15 protein-coding genes are annotated in these 20,435 nt (G+C 41.9%); 1 reads left to right on the forward strand and 14 read right to left on the reverse strand.

The features are described from left to right. Positions 1–105 precede the first annotated feature (105 nt). Positions 106–1,293, forward strand: a complete 1,188-nt coding sequence (locus RT138_RS03970; RefSeq protein WP_313189628.1) for an aminotransferase class I/II-fold pyridoxal phosphate-dependent enzyme — start codon at positions 106–108, stop codon at positions 1,291–1,293. Between the two features lie 30 nt (positions 1,294–1,323). On the opposite strand, the gene RT138_RS03975 is transcribed toward RT138_RS03970, so the two are convergent. From RT138_RS03975 to RT138_RS04040, 14 genes are all read right to left on the reverse strand, one after another. Further along, positions 1,324–3,276, reverse strand: a complete 1,953-nt coding sequence (locus tag RT138_RS03975; RefSeq protein WP_313189629.1) for a beta-L-arabinofuranosidase domain-containing protein — start codon at positions 3,274–3,276, stop codon at positions 1,324–1,326. A gap of 66 nt (positions 3,277–3,342) precedes the next feature. Next, the gene (locus RT138_RS03980) at positions 3,343–5,001 is read right to left on the reverse strand and encodes a sodium/sugar symporter (RefSeq protein WP_313189630.1); all 1,659 of its coding nucleotides are present in this window, start codon (positions 4,999–5,001) and stop codon (positions 3,343–3,345) included. 5 nt (positions 5,002–5,006) lie between these two features. Continuing rightward, a complete protein-coding gene (locus RT138_RS03985; protein ID WP_313189631.1) occupies positions 5,007–6,179 on the reverse strand; it encodes an aldose epimerase family protein in 1,173 nt (390 codons plus the stop codon). 19 nt (positions 6,180–6,198) lie between these two features. Next, entirely contained in the window at positions 6,199–7,356 is a 1,158-nt protein-coding gene (gene galK, locus RT138_RS03990; protein WP_313189632.1) for a galactokinase, read from the reverse strand. Further along, positions 7,353–8,405 (reverse strand): UDP-glucose--hexose-1-phosphate uridylyltransferase, encoded by a 1,053-nt coding sequence (locus RT138_RS03995; RefSeq protein ID WP_313189633.1) that lies wholly within the window; start codon positions 8,403–8,405, stop codon positions 7,353–7,355. The genes galK and RT138_RS03995 overlap by 4 nt, the downstream gene beginning before the upstream one ends. Before the next feature lie 40 nt (positions 8,406–8,445). Then, a complete protein-coding gene (locus RT138_RS04000; RefSeq protein ID WP_313189634.1) occupies positions 8,446–9,525 on the reverse strand; it encodes a glycoside hydrolase family 43 protein in 1,080 nt (359 codons plus the stop codon). Between the two features lie 9 nt (positions 9,526–9,534). Continuing rightward, positions 9,535–10,641, reverse strand: coding sequence for a family 43 glycosylhydrolase (locus tag RT138_RS04005; protein WP_313189635.1), 1,107 nt, complete (start codon positions 10,639–10,641; stop codon positions 9,535–9,537). A 118-nt stretch (positions 10,642–10,759) separates the two neighbouring features. Beyond that, positions 10,760–11,917: a sialidase family protein gene (locus tag RT138_RS04010; RefSeq protein ID WP_313189636.1), complete on the reverse strand. Its 1,158-nt coding sequence runs from the start codon at positions 11,915–11,917 to the stop codon at positions 10,760–10,762. A 19-nt stretch (positions 11,918–11,936) separates the two neighbouring features. After that, complete coding sequence (locus tag RT138_RS04015) at positions 11,937–13,880, reverse strand: family 20 glycosylhydrolase (RefSeq protein ID WP_313189637.1); 1,944 nt, start codon at positions 13,878–13,880, stop codon at positions 11,937–11,939. Then, complete coding sequence (locus RT138_RS04020; RefSeq protein ID WP_313189638.1) at positions 13,873–15,066, reverse strand: AGE family epimerase/isomerase; 1,194 nt, start codon at positions 15,064–15,066, stop codon at positions 13,873–13,875. The genes RT138_RS04015 and RT138_RS04020 overlap by 8 nt, the downstream gene beginning before the upstream one ends. A 6-nt stretch (positions 15,067–15,072) precedes the next feature. After that, positions 15,073–17,151 carry a GDSL-type esterase/lipase family protein gene (locus RT138_RS04025; RefSeq protein WP_313189639.1) on the reverse strand — a complete coding sequence of 693 codons (2,079 nt, stop codon included), beginning with the start codon at positions 17,149–17,151 and terminating at the stop codon, positions 15,073–15,075. Next, complete coding sequence (locus RT138_RS04030) at positions 17,135–18,361, reverse strand: MFS transporter (protein ID WP_313189640.1); 1,227 nt, start codon at positions 18,359–18,361, stop codon at positions 17,135–17,137. The genes RT138_RS04025 and RT138_RS04030 overlap by 17 nt, the downstream gene beginning before the upstream one ends. A 4-nt stretch (positions 18,362–18,365) precedes the next feature. Then, on the reverse strand, positions 18,366–19,487 hold the full coding sequence (locus RT138_RS04035) for a hypothetical protein (RefSeq protein ID WP_313189641.1): 1,122 nt from the start codon (positions 19,485–19,487) through the stop codon (positions 18,366–18,368). Beyond that, a complete protein-coding gene (locus tag RT138_RS04040; protein WP_313189642.1) occupies positions 19,487–20,410 on the reverse strand; it encodes a dihydrodipicolinate synthase family protein in 924 nt (307 codons plus the stop codon). The genes RT138_RS04035 and RT138_RS04040 overlap by 1 nt, the downstream gene beginning before the upstream one ends. Positions 20,411–20,435 lie beyond the last annotated feature (25 nt).

Consider the following 20,435-nt stretch of genomic DNA (forward strand, 5'->3'; position numbering starts at 1 on the left):
AGGTTAATTAGGATTTAATAATTTAAAATAATTCGTTGCTGAAATTAAGTATTTACAAGTTATTTTTTTAATTTTCAGTCCTTTATTTTTTAAACCCAACCTACTATGGCTCATTTAGAAACCGACCTCATCCATAAAGGCCAGGAATTTAACAGCAGTAAAGCTGTTGTAACACCCATTTATCAGACATCTACCTATTTTGCAGATGAAGATTTGAAGAATTATATCATTTCTGCTACAGAAACTAAGAACCCTAATTTTTATCATCGACATGGCAATCCAACCAACTCCCAAGCAGCAGCAATTGTGGCAAGTTTGGAGAAGACGGAAGATGCCTTGGTTTTGGCAACAGGGATGGCGGCTATCAGCACTGCCATATTATCGGTAGTCAAGGCCGGCGATCATGTGGTGACCCAAAACTCTCTTTATTCTGGAGCTATGCTCTTTTTTAAGGACTTCTTGACCGAATACGGGGTGGAAGTAACCCATGTGGACCAGAAAGACAATACAGCCTTTGAAAAGGCAATAAAAGCAAACACCAAGTTGATCTATGTTGAAACGCCTTCGAATCCGAACTTGGATGTCACCGATCTGAAGTTTATCGCTGATCTAGGGAAGAAGCATCAGCTGACCACGATGGCTGACAATACCTTTGCCTCACCTATCAATCAAACGCCTACGGAGTTTGGAATTGATGTCGTGGTTCATTCAGCGACCAAATATTTGGGAGGACATAGTGACCTTACTGCAGGAGTGGTCTGTGGAAGCAAATCCTTTATTGAAAGGGTCTGGAAAAGGTCCTTGATGCTAGGCGGATCCCTGAGTCCTTTTGACTCTTGGTTGCTCTTGAGAGGTCTTAAGACACTATCCATGCGCGTAAAACAGATAAATAGCAATGCCTTGGCATTGGCGGAATACTTTGAAAAACACCCTGCCGTAAAACATACCGGATATGTGGGGCTTCCTTCACATCCCCAGTATGATTTGGTCAAAAAACAGATGCGCGGTGGAACGGGCATGCTCTGTATAGAAGTTGTGGGAGCTAATGAGGACGAGGCCTATAAAAATGCGCAATCAGCAATAAACAAATTGGAGGTGTTTGCCAATGCAGCCAGTTTGGGCGGTGTAGAATCCTTGGTGGTCCACCCAGCCAGCATGTGGGGTTCACATCATGATAAAACACAAAAATCAGTTTCCGGAATAAGCAATGGCATGCTTCGGATTTCTGTAGGAATCGAACATATCGATGATCTGATTGCAGATTTTGAACATGCTCTCGAGGATATCAAATAGAAGAAGCGGGCAAAACCCGCTTCTTCTATTTTAGTCGATCCTTACGGATGTTAATTTTTCAGGTATCCAGACCTGCATGGCACTCTTACCCCTGTTGTTCCAAAGGAAGTAAGGGATTGCCGTAATTTCTTTCTCTTGTTGTAATACCTGATGGCTTGCCTGATCAATTGCTACAACAGGGGCTTTGAACTGGATAACATTAGTCCCGCCCAATAAATCAGGTTTGTAGCTCACTTGAAACTGGGTATTCTCTGGAATGAACAGTCCATTCTTTGCGTTCGGATTATCCACATCTTCCACGGCATATACAATAGGACCATATTGTAGGGCAATACGGTTCTGGTTCTGCTTCAATTCATCGGAAGACACGATGCGTTGCACCTCCATGTTCAGTTGCATATCAATCTTATCCCCCTTTTTCCACTTTCTATCGATCTTTAAATATCCATCTTCCACAGCTGCATTTACGGGCTTTCCATTGACAGTTACCGTGTAATTGTTGGTTTTGCTGTTTTTATAATGATATAATGAACTTGGAACGGGTTCTTTTAACCAGCCTGGAATGCGAACAAAGACGGCAAAATCCTTCGCTTTCTTAGGACTTACCTCTATACTGACCTGTCCGTTCCAAGGATAATTGCCTGTCTGTTTCACAAAGACCTCGTTTTTATTTAGGTCTACCGTTGTTTCACTGCCAACGAATAGATTGACATAGAGGTCTGTTGCCGAGCGACTGTAGATATAGGAACCTAAGGAAGATACCAACCTTGCGATATTGGATGGACAGCAGGCGGTTCCGAACCATTCGCTACGTTCGTAATTTCCATCGGAAGCCAATGGATTTCCATAGAAGAAGCGATTGCCAGAAAGGCTGATGCCATCGATAGCGGCATTGTACAGCGTCCTTTCCAGTACATCGATGTATTTTGCCTGTGCAGAAAGCATGTTCATCCGCTGGTTCCAGAAAACCATCCCTACGGATGCACAGGTTTCGCAGTAGGCGGATTCATTTGGAAGGTCATAGGGTTTTCCAAACCCTTCATTGGAACCTTGAGCTCCAATCCCGCCGGTGATATAATAATGCTTGTTGACTACGTCATCCCAAATGGCATCCATGGTCTTGACATAACCTGCATCCTTTGTTTCAGAAGCTATATCCGCAACCCCTGTATATAAATACATGGCTCGTACGGCATGACCCGTTATTTTTCTTTGATCGCGAACCGGAATATCATCCTGCGCATATTCAGGGTCTTTCCATTCATCCCAGATCTTACCCACACCATGTCCCCTCCCTCTCTGTTCAACAAACCAGTCTGCCAATTGCAAATAACGCTTCTCATTGGTATGATGATATAATTTCATCAAGGCCAATTCAATTCCCTCATGACCGGATACCCATGGCTTATTGGGAATACGGAAATAATTGTCGATATGGTCTGCAAACTTTGTTGCTACCTTCAGCAATTTATCCTTACCAGTTGTATTATAATAGGCTATGCCCGCTTCGATGAGATGACCAGCACAATAATCCTCATGCCTTTCCATATCTTTCCAGCGATCCTGAAGGCCATTTAGGGTGTAATAGGTGTTTAAATATCCGTCAGGCTGTTGAGCTGCGGCTATTTTATCGATCCATACATCTGTATTGGCTTCTAATTCTTTATCCGGATAGTTCTTCAAGGAATAGGCGATGGCTTCGATCGCTTTATACACATCAGAATCATCATAATAGATTCCCTCATGCTTGCCAGAACCCTGAGCCACCTTCTCAAAATTCCGGATTCGTCCCGTTTTGTCCTCGGTATAGGTTACACAGGCATCTATAGTAGCATTGGCGACCTTTTCCAATTGGGGCGACCAGAAGTTATCCTCTATGGCAACCTTCGAAAAATTAATCGGATAAATCTTTTGTGAAGGGCTTTGGGCCCAAAGGCTCGCGGAAAACAACAGTCCCGCTGAACAAATCAGAAAGCTTCTCATAATGGTAGGGTTGGGTTAATTATGAAAAAAGCTAGAAGAGGAAAATACCTCTCCTAGCTTTGGTTATTACCAGAATATGGTATAAAGCGCAGCGGTGATACCGATAACAATCAAGGCACCTACTGCAAAGCCTGTTTTTGTTTTGAACATGGTAGCATCAATCTCAAGGCCATGTGTAACCACGCCTTTTTTGTGCTCGTACATAGAGATAATGTACATCCCGATAAGACAGAATATGAATACGAAACCAATTCTATCGATGAATGGGATTTCATAAACGCCATCCACAGGGATTGCAAATCCTGTTGATGCCAAGAATGAAAGATCCATATAACCTGGAAGGAATTTCAATACGATCGACAGCAAGAAACCAACGATGGTTGCAAATAGTGCCGCATTTGAAGTCGTTTTCTTCCAGAAAAACCCTAAAAGGAACATGGCAAATACCCCCGGAGAAACAAATCCGGTATATTCCTGGATGTATTGGAATCCACCTTTTTTATCAATTCCTAAATAAGGAGCGATAAAGATGGCCAAGATCATGGATACCACAATAGTAATCTTACCTACATTTACTAATTTCCTTTCAGAAGCATCTTTGTCGAAGATCTTTTTATAGATATCCAAGGTAAAGATTGTTGCCACAGAGTTTGCTTTTCCAGCCAATGAGGCTACAACCGCTGCAGTCAAGGCCGCAAATGACAAGCCCTTCAATCCTGTTGGCAATAGATTCAATAGCACCGGATAGGCTCTATCTGGGTTCAGTTCTCCACCAGCTAACATTTCTTGTTGGAATAGACCATCATTGTAAAGTACAAAAGCAGCAATACCTGGCAATACAACGATCAAAGGCATCAATAACTTTAATCCTGCAGCGAATAACAGACCGTTTCTTGCTGTTGGAAGATCCGCTCCTAATGCACGTTGTGTGATGTATTGGTTACAGCCCCAGTAATTAAGGTTGATTATCCACATACCACCAATCAGAACGGAAAGACCAGGAAGGTCGATGTAATTCGGATTATCTGGTTTTAGGATCATATGGAAATGGTCTTGGGCTTTGTTATGGACGATTCCCAGTCCATCTAAAACGCCTCCACCACCGAAATGGTCAGACACCAAGTTTAAGGCAAGGTAAGTCGTCGCCAATCCACCTAAGATCAGGAACAATACCTGGATAACATCTGTATATCCAATTACTTTCATTCCCCCTAGCGTGATGAAAATAGCGAAAATTGCTAACCCGATCATACAGGCCTGGAAATCTATTCCTGATATACTGGACACGGCCAATGCACCTAAGAATAAGATAGAGGTCAAGTTGACCACGATATACAATAGCAACCAGAAAACAGCCATGATCATGGCGACAGTGCCATTATACCGCTGATTCAAGAACTGCGGCATCGTAAAGATCTTGTTCTTGAGATAGACCGGAAGAAAGAAGATTGCGACAACCACTAAAGTCACCGCTGCCATCCACTCATAGGTAGCAATGGCAAGACCGATCTTAAAGCCCGAACCACTCATCCCGATGAATTGCTCTGCGGAGATGTTGGACGCGATCAGGGAGGCTCCAATTGCCCACCAGGTCAAAGATCCTTCGGCTAGGAAGTAGTCCTTGGAGTCTCCAGAGGCTGATTTCTTCTTATAATAAATGTAAAGTCCATATCCTGCAACAATGATGAAGTAACACAGGAATACAATATAGTCTTTGGTTTCCATTGATATTAATTAGTCGTAAACTTATAAATAGATTTGCTTGTATAGGTATCTCCTGGCTTCAAGGTTGTTGAAGGAAAGTTCGGTTGGTTTGGGGAATCTGGGAAATGTTGTGTTTCCAAGCATAAACCAGTACGAAAGCTATCCTTAACACCATTTTTAAGGGTTACATTATCTGCCATAAAGTTACCGCTGTAGAACTGAATTCCCGGCTCTTCGGTATACACATCCATCACGATCCCTGTTTTATCTCCACTAAGTGTGGCAGCATGGTTTAATCCATCCACTTTAGTTCCGCTAAGCACCCAATTATGGTCATATCCTTTTCCGAATTTCAATTGCTCATCCTCTTGTTGGATATCCTTACCGATAGTTTTGGAGACTGTAAAATCGAATGGAGTACCTTTCACATCCTTCAACTCTCCAGTTGGGATCAAGGTGCTATCTACTGGCGTAAATTTATCTGCATATAGCTTTAAGGTATGTTCCGTAATGGTTCCACTACCTTCACCGTTTAGATTGAAATAAGCATGGTTAGTAAAGTTCACGACTGTTTTCTTGTCAGCGGTTGCTTTGTAAGCGATGGCCAATTCATTGTTGTCAGAAAGGCTATAGGTCACCTCGATATGGATTGGACCAGGAAAACCTTCTTGTTTATCTGGAAGGGTATATGCAAAGGTAATGGCTTTATCATTGGCAGATTTCACCTCCCAATTTGCAAAATGAACTCCTTTTAATCCACCATGAAGGGTATTAGCACCATTATTGGTCGGAAGGGTAAAGGTCTCCCCATCTAGGGTAAACTTACCTTTGGCAATACGGTTGCCGAATGGTCCAACGATAGGTCCGAAAAACGGTTCTTTAGGGTTGTTATAATCAGAAGCTTTATTGAATCCCAATACCACATCAGTCAGCGTTCCATTCTTATCCGGAACCTGTAGAGAAACAATCCTAGCCCCAAAGTTCGTAAAATAAGCCTTGGCGCCGGAAGCATTCTTTAGCATGTAAAGCTTGGCTTCTTTCCCATCGATATTTTCCGTGAAAGAACTGGAGTCTAAGGTTGCAACGGCATTGCTGCTGGAATCAGCGGACTGACTGCTTTGTTGCTTACTATTTTGCTGACATGCCACAGCCGTAAATAGGCCGCACGCAAGCATAAGTCTGAGGATTGATCTTTTCATTTTCTGTTTATAATTGATTCTAATATACTAATTCTGAGCCATTATCGGTTTTTACGAAAATAGGTGTCAGCTCAAGGTTAAACTCTTTTTTATAGGCCGGTGCAAGCGCATCAACGAGCTGCTGTCCAAATCCTTTTTTGACGATATTGATCGTACAGCCACCGAATCCTCCTCCCATCATTCTCGCTCCAAGTACTTCAGGGAAGTCCTTCGCTTTCTCCACTAGAAAGTCCAATTCTTTACAGCTTACTTCATATTCCTTGCTCAAACCTTCATGCGCACGGAACATCTGCCTGCCCATTTCTACGATATCACCATTTTCCATGGCTGCACAGGCTTTCGCTAGCCTTTCATTTTCTTCTACTACAAACTTTGCCTTGATATAACTATCCAGATCAAACGGCTTGACCAATTCATCCAACATGGCTATATCAACATCTCTTAAGCTCTTCACATCAGCATGTTTCTTTTGGACCAAGGTAACAGCATGCTCACAGGAATACCTTCTATCATTATATGCAGAGGAGGCCAGAGAATGCTTCACATTGGTATTTAACAATACGATTTCATACTCACCCAATTCCAAAGGGACATAGGTATAACTGAGATCCCGACAGTCAAGACGAACTACATGGTTTGCTTTGCTGAGTACCGAGGCAAATTGATCCATGATTCCACACTTTACGCCAGCATAGGTATGCTCGGCGAGTTGACCGATCTTAGCAATGCTGACTTTATCCAAGCCTAGACCGAACAATTTATTCAATCCATAACCTGTTGCACATTCAACGGCAGCAGATGAGGACAAACCTGCTCCTACAGGGATATCCCCATCGATATAAAGGTTAAAACCTGAAAGTTCCAATCCTCTTGATTTTAACTGATTGACCACGCCTAAAATATAATTAGGCCAACCTTTATCTGAGGGAGCTACCTTGTCTAATTCAACGGTATAGCTCTCTTTAAAGTCTTCAGCGTATAGATGAATCTCCGAATCTTCCCGTCTGGAAAGCGCCACATAGACAGCTTTGTCAATGGCAGTTGGAAGGACAAAGCCTTCGTTGTAGTCGGTATGTTCCCCGATGATATTGATCCTTCCTGGGGATTTCGAAACTAATGTAGGCTCTGTTCCATACAATTCCTTAAACCTAGCACTAATTTGGTCTCTGTCAATCATTTGGTATTCGATTTATAATGTACTGTGGATTGATTTCTGATTATTTCTGCTGCTTTTTCAGCTGTAATATCGCGTTGTGGATTGGCTAACATTTCATATCCGACCATGAATTTCTTTACTGTTGCCGAACGCAACAAAGGCGGGTAAAAATGCATATGCCAATGCCAAAAATCTTGATTGCCACTATTTACAGGAGCTTGATGCATGCCTGCAGAATATGGAAAAGAAGTGGAAAAGATATTATCGTAACGGATAGTTAGTTCTTGTAGGGTCTTGGCGAGGTCGGTTTTTTCATCATCGGTAAATTCCCTGATGTCCTTTACCTGTCTTTTGCTGATGACCAAGGTTTCAAATGGCCAAGCTGCCCAAAAAGGCACTAAGGCTACGAAATGATCATTATCAACAATGATCCTTTCCTTTTTCTTGAGTTCCAAGGCGAGGTAATCAGAAAGCAAGGAATGACCATTTTTTTCGAAATATTCCTTTTGTTGCTTCTCTTCTTTTTGGATTTCCATGGGAAGTTTACTCTCGGCCCAAATCTGTCCATGCGGATGCGGGTTGCTACAGCCCATGATGGAACCCTTATTTTCAAAGATCTGTATGTATTTAATCCAATCGTTTGCTGCCAAAGAAGCAAATTCACTTTGCCACACATCGACTACCTTCCTGATTGCAGGGATATCCATTTCGGGTAAGGTCAAGTCATGCTGCGGCGTAAAAGCGATCACTTTGCATATTCCCCTTTCCGTTTCAGCTACCAAAAGGCCTTCCTCATTCATCTCCCCTTCCTCTGAATCTTTCAATAATGCAGAAAAGTCATTCACGAACACAAAACTCTCTTTGTAATCTGGATTTACACTTCCATCAGCTCTTGAATTTCTTGGGCAGAGGTAACAATTTGGGTCATATTCAGGCCTACTGTCGGCAGGTAAATCTTCCACTTGCCCCTGCCACGGTCGTTTACTGCGATGGGGAGAAACAAGGATACTTTCGCCTGTCAACAGGTTCAAACGCCTGTGAGGAACATCATTTATAGCAAAGTTGGGCATAGGTTGCACTTAAATTAGTTTTCCTAAGATACAAATTCCATCAATTAATTGTAGTGGGTCCGTGTACTTTTAACACACCCTTGGAATCTATTTCTATTGGATCAATAAAAACAACCCTGTCATTTCCGGTTTTGGTGGTCCTGCCATGGTAGACACAGTACATTTTGCCGTCCTTCCCTACAAACACAGAATTATGACCCGTACCTGTCACATCACCTCCCTTTTCGCTGTTCTTTTCCAATACCGGATTAAACTCCGATTTCACAAACGGTCCTAAAGGACTTTCTGATGTTGCATACCCCACGGCATAATATGGACCTGCATAATGATTCGCAGAATACATCATATAAAAAAGACCATTATGCTTGAACAGATAGGACCCTTCGGTCCAACGGCGATTGATTTCCTTATTATGCACAGAACGGCTTTCCCATTCTGCCTGCTTATCATCCATTTTCACAGGTGGCTTCAACAAAAGACGAGGTTTACCGATTACCCCACTCAAATCTGGTTTCAACTCAATTCCGTAAACCCAACTTTCCTCAATCTCATCATATATGCCATTCTTTTTTGCCCAATCTGCAATATCTGATTCCACGGGATGTTTGTAACAACATCTGGAATAATAGAGATATTTCTTGCCATCATCCGCTACATAGACATTGGCATCAATAATGGGATAGCCAGGATCAAAAAGCGGATGCGATTCTATATCCACAAAAGGCCCGGTTGGTTTATCCGATACCGCAACGCCGATTTTATAGTTTTCAAGTTCGTTATTTGGGTTTTCCTTCCAATGCGCACTGTAGAATAAATAGAACTTATCATCCCACTTATAAACCTCCGGAGCCCAAAAGTCTTTGGTGCCCCATGATTTTTCCTGTTGGTTATTGTAGATTACACCTTCGTTTTTCCAATCCTTCAGGTCTTTGGAAGAATAAACCACAAAACCGTTCTTTGTGCCCCCTGTTCCATATAAATAATAAAGGTCGCTCTGCTCATCAAAGATGATATAAGGATCCCCTAAAGCAACTGACAGTGGATTTCCTGGTAATTCCTGGGCCTTACCTTGCAGGCACAACAGGAATGACAATCCTAATAGCAATAATCGTATGTTCATCTCTAAGAATTAAATAATAGGTTTTTGAGTTTTATTTCTTTCTGGTTTCCCTGTACCGATCAATGGCCACCCATCTTTCCAGTTCAGCGGGTCCAACATCAACATCCTTCTGCTTGTTCCATTCCCCAACTTTCCATTGTTCTTATCAATCGCATGGTAGAAAATCCAGTCCATTCCTTTAGCATCTTTGATGATCCCTGAAGTATGCCCAGGGCCAACTATGGAATCTGAGCCTTCCAAGATTAGGCTGCCATGATTTCTTTCCTTGATATCGCGTCCATCTTTGTCGAGGTAGGGTCCCAACAAACTCTTGGATCTTGCCGTCAGCACATGATATTTACTATTTGCGCCCTCACAGCAACTACCCTTAGAACCCAAGAAATAGAAATAGCCATCTTTCTTATAGATGGTCACTGCTTCATAGTCACCGGCAGCTATTTTATGCTTTTGCCCATTTAACACCTTTTTGCCATCAGGGGTTAGCTCCAGCGCAAAAGTGCCCTGTTCAGGACTATCGGAAAAACTTCCCCAGAATATATATTTCTTGCCATTATCCTCCATAAAAAAGGGGTCAATGGAATTAGGCACATTGGCAGATTCAGAATCAAGCAATTTCCCTTGATCTATAAAAGGCCCTTTTGGAGAATCCGAAATAGCCAACCCAAGACCGGGGTTCTTATCGCCCCAAGTTGAAAAGGAGTAATAGAGGTAATACTTTCCATCTACAACATTGATATCTGGAGCCCAAATACCACCGGCCTCTTTCCAATTAGGTTTAGTGTCAAAAGCCGGCCCTACATAGGACCAGTTCACCATATCCTTGGACTCCAAGATGGGAACAAGACGAGAACCCTTACCATCATCCCAATTATCTTGGGTGCCATAAGCATAGAATAGTTTCGTTTTAGGATCTTGGATTACCGTGGGGTCAGCGAGCACAGGTTCAAATACCGGATTCTGATAGGTGTCATTTTTATGGCCTGTAACCACCGAGTTTTTCCTTGCACAAGAATCAAGAACAGAAGCTGAAAGTAATAAAACAGACATGAGCATTGAATTGCGAACCGTAGGCACACTGATCAATGTTTTTATATAGACCACACTTTTCAGAAACATAATTTGATTGAGTTTAAACAGGTTAAACAAGTAGATAAAGTTCAATTTACAGGAATTTTCTGAGAATTAAGGGAATAAAAAAAGAAAACCCTAAGCTTTATGGGCTTAGGGTTTTCCTTTATTTAATCTTTTCCGTTAGGAAGACAATGTCTTTATAATTGTCTTTTTCATACAGAATACCGACCAATTTAGGTTTCATCAGGACGATGTCCGAATAGGCTGAATAGGCTCCTTTATAACCTTCAGGCGCCTTAGCAATCAGTTTTGTAAAATACCAGGTCTTCCCTTTATCCTTTGAAAGCCTCAAGGTCAGGTTATCCCTATTCATTTCATCCGCTGGATTGATATGAGCCAGCACAAAATTCTTTCCTTTCTTCCAAGACAATACCGAACCTTGGTTGATCGGATCCGGAAGGTTAGGATCTGGAGCAGAACTCTGCCAGGTTTCACCACCATCATTGGAAACAGAAATGACACGTTGCTTTGGATTCAACTGCTGGTTTCTAGAGCTCATATATACTTCATTATCTCCAACCTGAGCAGCGGTAGACTCATTAGTACCTGGATAAGGCACATTCTGGCTCAACTTAAAGGTCTTTCCATGGTCATCCGAATAGAAAGCATGTGCATTCCAGTCCTTACCCTGCGCACTTGGATCTCCAGCACTGTGGTTGGCAGCAATGTAAATCCTTCCCTTATTTGGGCCTGACACAAACTGAAATCCATGTCCAGGCGTATTGGCATAAGTTCTCCAGTCTTCTGTAAAGGTATAGGCGGAATTAACCTGTGGCTGATTTGGTCTATGGGTCTGGGTCGTGATATTCACGGGTTCAGACCAGGTTTTTGCACCATCCGTAGAAGTGATGTACCATACTTCACGCAAGCCTTTGCCTTTCCTCACTTCGCCTTCGTGGTTGTTTCCTGTATTATAAAAAAGAAATATCCTTCCAGCTGGATAAGCTGGATCTGTCATATCGAGCACCGGTGCTACATTTCCAGCCTGAAGCTTATCATAATCAGCTGCAACGTTCAGTTTCCCCCAAGTCTTTCCTTGGTCCTGACTGATCTTATAAACGATATCCACATTGCCATAATCTCCGGCGTGGTCCACGCGACCTTCCGAGAATGCTATCAGGTCTCCATTCTTGTTCTTGATAATGGCTGGAATCCTATAGCTGGCATAACCATCCTCCCCTGAGCGGAAAACCACGGTTTCCTGAGCTGAAACTGCTGATATTAAGCATGCGGCAAATACTGATAAAAATAGTTTTTTCATATATAGTGTGTATTGATTTCTATTGATAAGGTATAAAAGTAAACATCCATTTTGTGGGATTCTGCCAATCCTTGCCCTTAAAATCACCGACTGGCAACTTGATTAATATCTCATTCCATCCTTCCTTCATCTGGATCTTAGTGGGTTCCCTAAAAGAGTAGCCTTCATCCGTCAATGGCACCTCTAGCTCCCCTTTCTGACCAGGATGATTCCATTTCGGAGCAGGGATTTTTATTCCATTGACAAAAACCTGGCTGTGCAGGTCATCCCATGTACCTTCTGCTGGCGAATCGCTGGCATAAGAACGCGAAAGGTTTGCAAAACCGATCCAGAATTGCTTTTCTTCGGCTTTATCACTCCAGATCCTTGTTCTTGCATAAAAAGTACTGTTAGGTTTAGGCGATTCAATAACGCCCGGAATAATATCAGCCCACCAATGTCTCAAAACAATGGTCCCGCCAACTTGATTCTTATAAACTGCGAATTGATCTCCAAAAGGATCCTTTTCTATAGGAAACTCTTTCGCTAAGTCGCCACTATTATCAAAAGGCCCGATTATGTCCCAGAACATATCAGTCTGTCTTTGATATGGGAATGGAAGATTTGCAAAATTTTTAGATTGATGGATTAACAACCTTTTTTCAAAAGCAGCAAATTCACGGAAAGAATCTGTTTCTTTATTTGGAAGAAAGGCCTTCCAACCCAGCTCTCCGGCACCACGCCATATTCTTTCTGCAAATGTTATCATCCCTGGATAGATAGCACTCTGCAGGAACATATCCTCAGGTTTTTCAACGGCACGGTCTGGCCATGAACAAAGAATAGCACCAGGAAGTTGCGAGCTTTCCTTTTCCTGCTCCGCAAACCTTCTGAAAAATAAGGTGGTCACGGTTTCCAAAGGATCCATATGGTTGATGTAGAGATGCTTGGAATCTAAATACTGTAATTTAGAACCAGGATCTATTGGTTTAGGACCACCCATCCACATTTGACGAACGGTGGATGATTCCAGGTTACTTCCCGGATCCCAACCATAAGTTTTGAAGCCCAATGATTCCACATATTTGGTTATCTCAGGCATAAACTCTTTGTTGCTAATCTTCACCTCATCACCTCCTATATGCAAATGCTTTAATGTTGGGAAAGTATCAGCAAACTCCTTAAGCAATTCCTTGATGTATACAATGCCTTCTTCACTCTGCATATTGACCTTAAAGAAACGCTCAAATGCAGCTGAATGCCCTGGCATATCAATCTCAGGTAAAAATAAAATATGCCTTTCCCGACAGTAATCGATCAACTCCTGAAACTCTGCAACCGTGTAATATTTACCAGCCCAGCGCGTCATATTTTCTGCAGCGACTAGACCAGGGTATTTTTTACTTTCCAAACGCCATGCAATATCCTCCGTGAAATGGAAATGCAAAACATTGAGTTTATACTTCGCCATCACATCGATTTGCTCTTTCAACATCTCCATCGGTTGGTAATTCCTTCCCACATCCAACAGAAATCCCCTAAAGGAATATGCAGGTTGGTCCTTGATGTTCACTAAGGCTACTTGCCTCTCATGAAAGTCCAATTGTCCTAAAGTCTGTAGCGCATAGAAAATCCCTTTACTAGCTAAAGCTTGGATTTGGATTCCCTTGGAATCAATATGCAGAGTATACCCCTCATCAGATTGTATACCTTCAAGACTTAAAACCATCTTCAATGAAATTGAAGGTAATTTCTTATTCTTAGAAATGCTTATCGATTGACTTTCTAATATATTTTTAAGCAGGCTTAACTCATTCTTTTCAATGGATTTGCCAATTTCAAGATGAACCCCTTTGGACAGGTCCAGTTTATTTTCCGACCACTGCACATTTTGAGGCATTGGAATCAAAGCCTCCTGAGCGTTCAGGCTATCGACAGCAAAAAAGCTCCATAACAATAAAATATAATGGCCTATCTTATTCATAATTGTCCTTATTCTTAAATTGATTGATAATGGACCAACAGTACCATTCTTGCCTAGGTAAATGGAAAGGCCCCTTAAATAGGTTCCCTTTAGCGGTTTGAGCTATTCCCCCATCGCGATGTAAATAACCGTACCATTCCCCATGTTCTTTATCATGGAAATGGCTATAGGCATATTCATGGATCTGCTTGTGCATGCTAGCATATTTCTCATCCTTGGTTATCAGATATGCCAATAAGGTAGCAATGATAGCTTCGTTCTGCGGCCACCAAAATTTCATGTCCTGCCAATATTCTTGAACAGGTTTATTATAGACATCCCTAAAATACAGAATACCTCCAAATTCCTTATCCCAACCTCTTTCCCACATATAATCCAACATCCGCAATCCTAAGTTTACCAATTTCTCATCCATATTTCTATGGACAGCTTCATGGAGAATAAACCAAGCACCCTCAATGGCATGCCCCGGATTGAGCGTCCTTCCATCAATATGATCGATGATACTACCATCAGGAGCTACCTGCTCCATCACACAGCGGATATCATCCTTCACAAAATACTGTTCTATCTCTTGGATCCAATTTGTAATCGCATCATCACATCGAGGGTCGCCAATGGTCTCCCTTAATTGCTGGGCGGTATTGCACATGATCATCGGGATTCCTATTCCGCGGCTTGGTCGAGTTTCCTCAAACTTAGGTTCCATTTTCCGTTCGCCACTGGCATACTCCAAACATATCCCAAATAGATCACGGGCTAATTGCGCAGCTTCCTCATCACCTGAAGCTTTTGCGTAAGCAGCACTCGCAATCACGGCAAAAGTCTCCGAGAAAAAATATCGACGCATACGGATTGGGTTCCCTGCTTGATCCACATGGAAATACATTTTCCCTGCTGTATCAAAACATTTATTTTTCAAAAATTCATAGCCCAAGCGCGCGCCTTCCAACCATTCTTCCCTAGGTTCCACCGTGTAATAAAGGGTAGAAAGCAACCAACAGGCACGACCTTGTATCCAAACGGCCTTATCGGTATCAATCAGGGAACCATCTTGATCTCGCATCAATAGGTACCCGCCAAACTCATGATCAAATGACCTCGGGAACCAAAAAGGAACCGTATCATTGACCAATTGATCTTTATAAAAATCTGCTAATGCAGTTAACTCTTCGTTATTGTACATTCTTTTTTATCTTTTAATCGAAAATGTGGAAACAGGCACTCCTTCCTCATTCACTAAATTTGCCCTTGAAAAAGGCTTGTATCCATAATATATCTCCATTAAACCTCTAGGATTTTCCAGGAAAACCGAATTCCCTTTTATTTCCACGACCTTGAGATCTACCAAGTTTCCGTCTTCATCCTTAGCCTGAAAACCTGTAACTTCTTTTGATTCCATTACCTTTAATTGCTTGGCATGACTGAACCTTATTTCATGTATATCTTCATTTTCATAAGAATAAATAGGTTGCGGGCTATCCGAATTATTATCCTTTCCAAATTCATGCTTAAGGACCAGATTAGCCAATCGTTTTCCAATGATTAACTTCTCCTTAGGGTGTACATCCAAGGAATCTCCTAGATCAGAACTGACAGCCATATAGACATCCTTCAATTCATTGCTTAGCTTTCTTTGGCTATCCCTGAATATTGGCCAAGAGGGCCTATCTATACTGGAAAGCTGAACCGTATAAAATGGCAACCTTTCCCGTTTACCCAAAAAGGGCTTATAATTCTCTCTCCAAGAAGCTATTAATGTCCTGAATAAGTGCTCGTGCAATTCAACGTTATGGGCATTACTTTCCCCTTGATACCATAGAATCCCCTTTAATGAGGCATCATTCCACTTATTATACCCAGCTTCAAAATTATAGGCCGGTTCATAGGGATGTCTTTGGTTCTTGACCATGGATTTCTTCAGGTTAACCTCAGCTCGATTTCTACAGAAATCTTGGATGAAATCGGATTTACGCCATTGATGGATATAAGTCGCCAAAAGCGGATCTTCCTCCAAGCTTCTTCTCGGAATCCAAGACTCAGTATTCGAACCGCCAACGGCAAGTTCAATGATGCCAATCGGAACCTGCGTTTCCTTTCCCAATGCTTCTGCAAAACTGTAGGCAATCGCTGAAAAGTTGGCGGCATTTTCTGCTGTTAGCTTCTCCCAGTTCCCAGAGAAGTATTCCAGATCATTTACTTTCTTTAAAGTAGCTTCATCCCACTCTTCATTATTTGTTTCCTTAAGAACCTTGTTCTTAAAAATTCGAATATTATTGTGTTTGGAAGCCTCCTTGATCAATTCTTTTGATCCATTGGCATCCTTTAATGGGAAAGCCATATTGGACTGTCCTGATGCTAAAAACACATCGCCAAACAAAATATCTTCTAAAAATATCGTATCCTGATCCGTAAAGATTTTCATCTTATATGGCCCCCCAGGAGGTATGTCATAAATATCAATTCTCCACTCCCCTTCGGAGTTAGCAGGGGATAAGTAAGTTCCTCCATTCATTTCAATAAATACAGCCTGTTTAGCATTCGCTTTGCCTTTTATTCGATTAGTTTGATCCCGTTGCAATACCATATGCGAACCTATACTTTCATGTACGGAAAGCTTATTCCTAACGGGAACTATTCGATCGAAAATGGTCTTTGCAATAATTTCGGCACCTTGCTCCGATGGATGTAGATAATCATCAAATAGATCGATACGAAAAGCTAAGGGCGGATAGAGATCAATGAGTTTGTGGAAGTGTATCACCGCTACAGCGCCTATTTCTTTCTTGATATCCCAGTACCAATCTCGAGTTCCTGAAAGAAATCGAGGATGTCCACTAAAAATTGGCGTATTTTCACATACAAAAACTTCCACCTTAGGATTTTCGTTTTCAAAAAGAGAGATCAGTTTATTATAGTCCCGTTGAAAGTCCATTTGGTAATTAGGCCAATTTCTTGGATCTGTATCATTCAAGCCTAAGTTAATGACAACCAAATCAGGTTTAAAGGCTAGCGCAGCCTCCAGTTCCTCTGATTTCAGATAAGGATTATGCCCTTTTTCCAGTAGCGTTGCACCATTTCTCCCAAAATTGCGTACTTCATAACCTTCGCCCAGTAACTGCTGCAATTGATCCGGATAGGTTTTCCCTTTGGCTAAATTAGAGCCTTTAGTCACTGAATCACCAATACAGGCCACCCTCTTCTTTTGTTGGGCAAAAAGAAAGTTGAACGATAGAACAAATAAGAAAAGTACTTTAATCGATAGCTTCATTTCCCTTCGGTTTTAATACGGCCAATTGAATGATCAAGACGATCAACACAATTCCCGCCAACAAAGCAAAGTCACTGCCCAATTGCCCTTCATCTGCAGAGGCACCAAGAATCTTCGTGATATAAGCACCTGCAAAGACACCGACCATATTCATGATCCCATAGGCCGTTGCCCTGTATTTCGAAGACACAAACTGACAGAGGATCGGCATATTATTGGCATCAAACATCCCAAAACCGAAACCAAACATCAAGCCTGCAGCCACGATTGCAAAGACACTGTGACCATATCCAATCAATATTACCGCTGGAATGGTCAATGCCAAGCCAATGGCGCTGGTATAGATCCTACCGCGCACATTCTTTTGAATCCATTTATCTGAAATAATTCCTCCAAGGATTACCCCAAAGAATGAGGAAAGGGCTATGGTAATGGTCGCCAAGGGACCTGCTTTTTCCATAGGGATATGCAGGTTTTCCGAGAATAAGGTAGGTAGCCAATTCTTGGTAGCCCAGCCCGGAAGACTAGGGACAGCAAAATATAATAGGATGACCCAGAAAGCAATATTGGAAAACAACATAGAAAGCCCTTTTAACAGGGGAACCTTGTTTTCCACTAACTTCTTGGCATCAGATCGATGATCCGTTTCATGTAAAAATAGAATAAGGACGACGGAATAGATGATTCCGATCAATCCAAACAGGATAAAGGTATAATGCCAGGAATAAGATGCCGCAACGGTGGCACCAAAACCACCTAATGCCTGACCAAAATAAAAACCCGTCATGTGGATCCCCACAGCTAAGGACCTTGATTTATCCGAATGGTAATCAGCAATCAAGGAAAGTCCCGCCGGAATATACAAGGCTTCACTGACGCCCATAATCGCGCGTAAGGCATACAATTGCTCATAAGTATCGGCATAGCCCATCGCGAGGGTCACTGCCGACCAGACGAACAAACTCCCTACGATCAACCATTTCCGGTTCCACTTATCGGCAACAATTCCCGCTACAGGACTCATAAAACCATATATCCATAGAAATACGGCCATCAGGTTTCCAAATACCGCAGCACTTTCCAATTCCAAAATATCGATGGCCATTGCAGGTCGCATGGTTGATAAGATCTGGCGGTCCATATAATTCAGGAGTGCCACAAACCATAACAGGCCTACAACGATCCAAGGATATCTTTTACTGTTTTTCATAGGTTTATTTTATCTGTCCAACCAGGATCTGATCGGTACGAACCCCCGCTCGAACCTCCCCAGATGGAATAAAAAATAGATTTTCTTTTATAACTGCCGTAGTGGTTACTGGACTTTCAGTTTCCATTCCCTCCAATTGTGACCAAGAACCAGTCTTCAGATCATAAACCCAATTCTCTTTCGAGAATCCAGGATGTCCTGCCTGAAGTTTATTCTTTGCTTGAGTCATTACTTCTTTTTTCTGCGGATCATTTTCCTTGGCAATATTGGCAATAGCCGCTTCTACCTTTGAAAACGTGCTCCCATCATCCCCTCCGAAAACATAGATCTTCCCATCTTTATAGACTCCGGTCCCTGCAGCCAAAGCTTTAGGTAGCTTAATAAGCTCACGAACACTTTTGGTATTTAGGTCCAATTCCAACAGCCCATCATAGATATCACTGATGGCATTTGGGTTTTTCTTCCTTCCCCCAACGACATAGACCTTGTCCTTACCATTGCTAAGTACAACAGCATGACTCAAAGGATAGGGCAATTGCATATATTCCTTCCAATTTACAGTTGAATCATCCAATTTCAGGGAATAAACCTGATCAGAGACCGATTCTGCATTTTCACCGCCAATAAAGAAGATTTCATTATTCCCTGCTGCTAAGCCGGCATTGGTCAAAGCCACTGGTAAGGGTTTTAAGTTTTTCTTTTCCAGTTTACCACTTTCGGATAGTTCATATTTGGCAACTTGATCAATTGGACCGGTTTCATTTTCTCCGCCAGCAATATAGATGGCATTTGGCAGACTTAGATTGGCAGGATAGGCAATCTCTGCTTCAAGATTAAATATGGTATCCAGCTTTAAGCTTGACCCTGAAATGGAATAGATATATCCTTGAGAATGGTAAACTTTCTTTCCTCCATCCCAAGGCAAGCCATCGGGGAAATTAGCACCAGCCGCAATAATCAGTTTGTCCTGAATGATACCGGCTATTGGTCCTGCGACACCTATATTTTTTGATCCAGAAATCGCAGGCAAATGACTTGCTTCTTCCCATACTAATCCAGATTTGCTCTGCGAACCAGAGCAACCAACCACTAAAACCGCCATAGATAATATTGCCTTAATCCGCATTAATTGATTGACTTAAATGAATCAAAGCCCAATGCCGCAACATCAGCCTTAAACAATTCAAAATTCTCTTTTGACATATTGGCTATCGGTAAACGGAATTCTCCGCAATCCAGATCCACTAATTTCATGTAAGCCTTTCCAGTTGCAATACCTCCATATTTACCTAACAGACGGATCATATCAATGGATTTCTGCTGCAATCTGTTCGCTTCTTCAAAATTGCCCTGATTATATGCCGCTATCAGATCATTGTATAATGGAGCCGCATAATTGTAGGTACTACCTACCGCACCTTTTGTTCCTAACACCAAGGAAGACAACATGTTTTCATCACGCCCCCAAAGCATATCGTACTTCCCATTTTTATAATTCAAACAAGACAAGAAATCCATAAAATCTTCATGCGTATATTTGATGCCTTTGAAGGTTGGGATCATATTATCCACAGCTTCCAATAGATCGATCATATTGTAGTTTCCACCTGTAAGCACTGGAATATGGTAATAATAAAATGCAGTATTTGGTGCAGCAGCTGCTATTTCTTGACAGCATTTCGCTAATTGCTGCACATTTGCAGGTTTAAAATAATAAGGGGAAGTAAAGGAAATGGCATCTGCTCCTTCTTGCTGCGAGATCACTGCCAATTGCTTACATTCCTTGACATTCGTACCGCCTAAAAACATAATCAGGGCGAAATCTGGATCTGCTTTTGTCAATGCTGTCCAGGCCTTCAGAACCTGCACTTTTTCATCAAAGGTCAAGGATACCCCCTCACCAGTCGAGCCACAGATAAAAGCTCCTTTCACATTATTCTTTTTAAGCGACTGATAATAAGCAGGGATCAGGTCTAGGTTCAGTTCACCGTTTGGATCAAATGCCGTAAATGGAGCAGCAATTAATCCTTCAATTTTGTTTGTTAGCATATACAAATTATTAAAAACTAGATAG

The sequence above is a fragment of the Sphingobacterium sp. genome, from assembly GCF_032065005.1.
Lineage (GTDB): Bacteria > Bacteroidota > Bacteroidia > Sphingobacteriales > Sphingobacteriaceae > Sphingobacterium.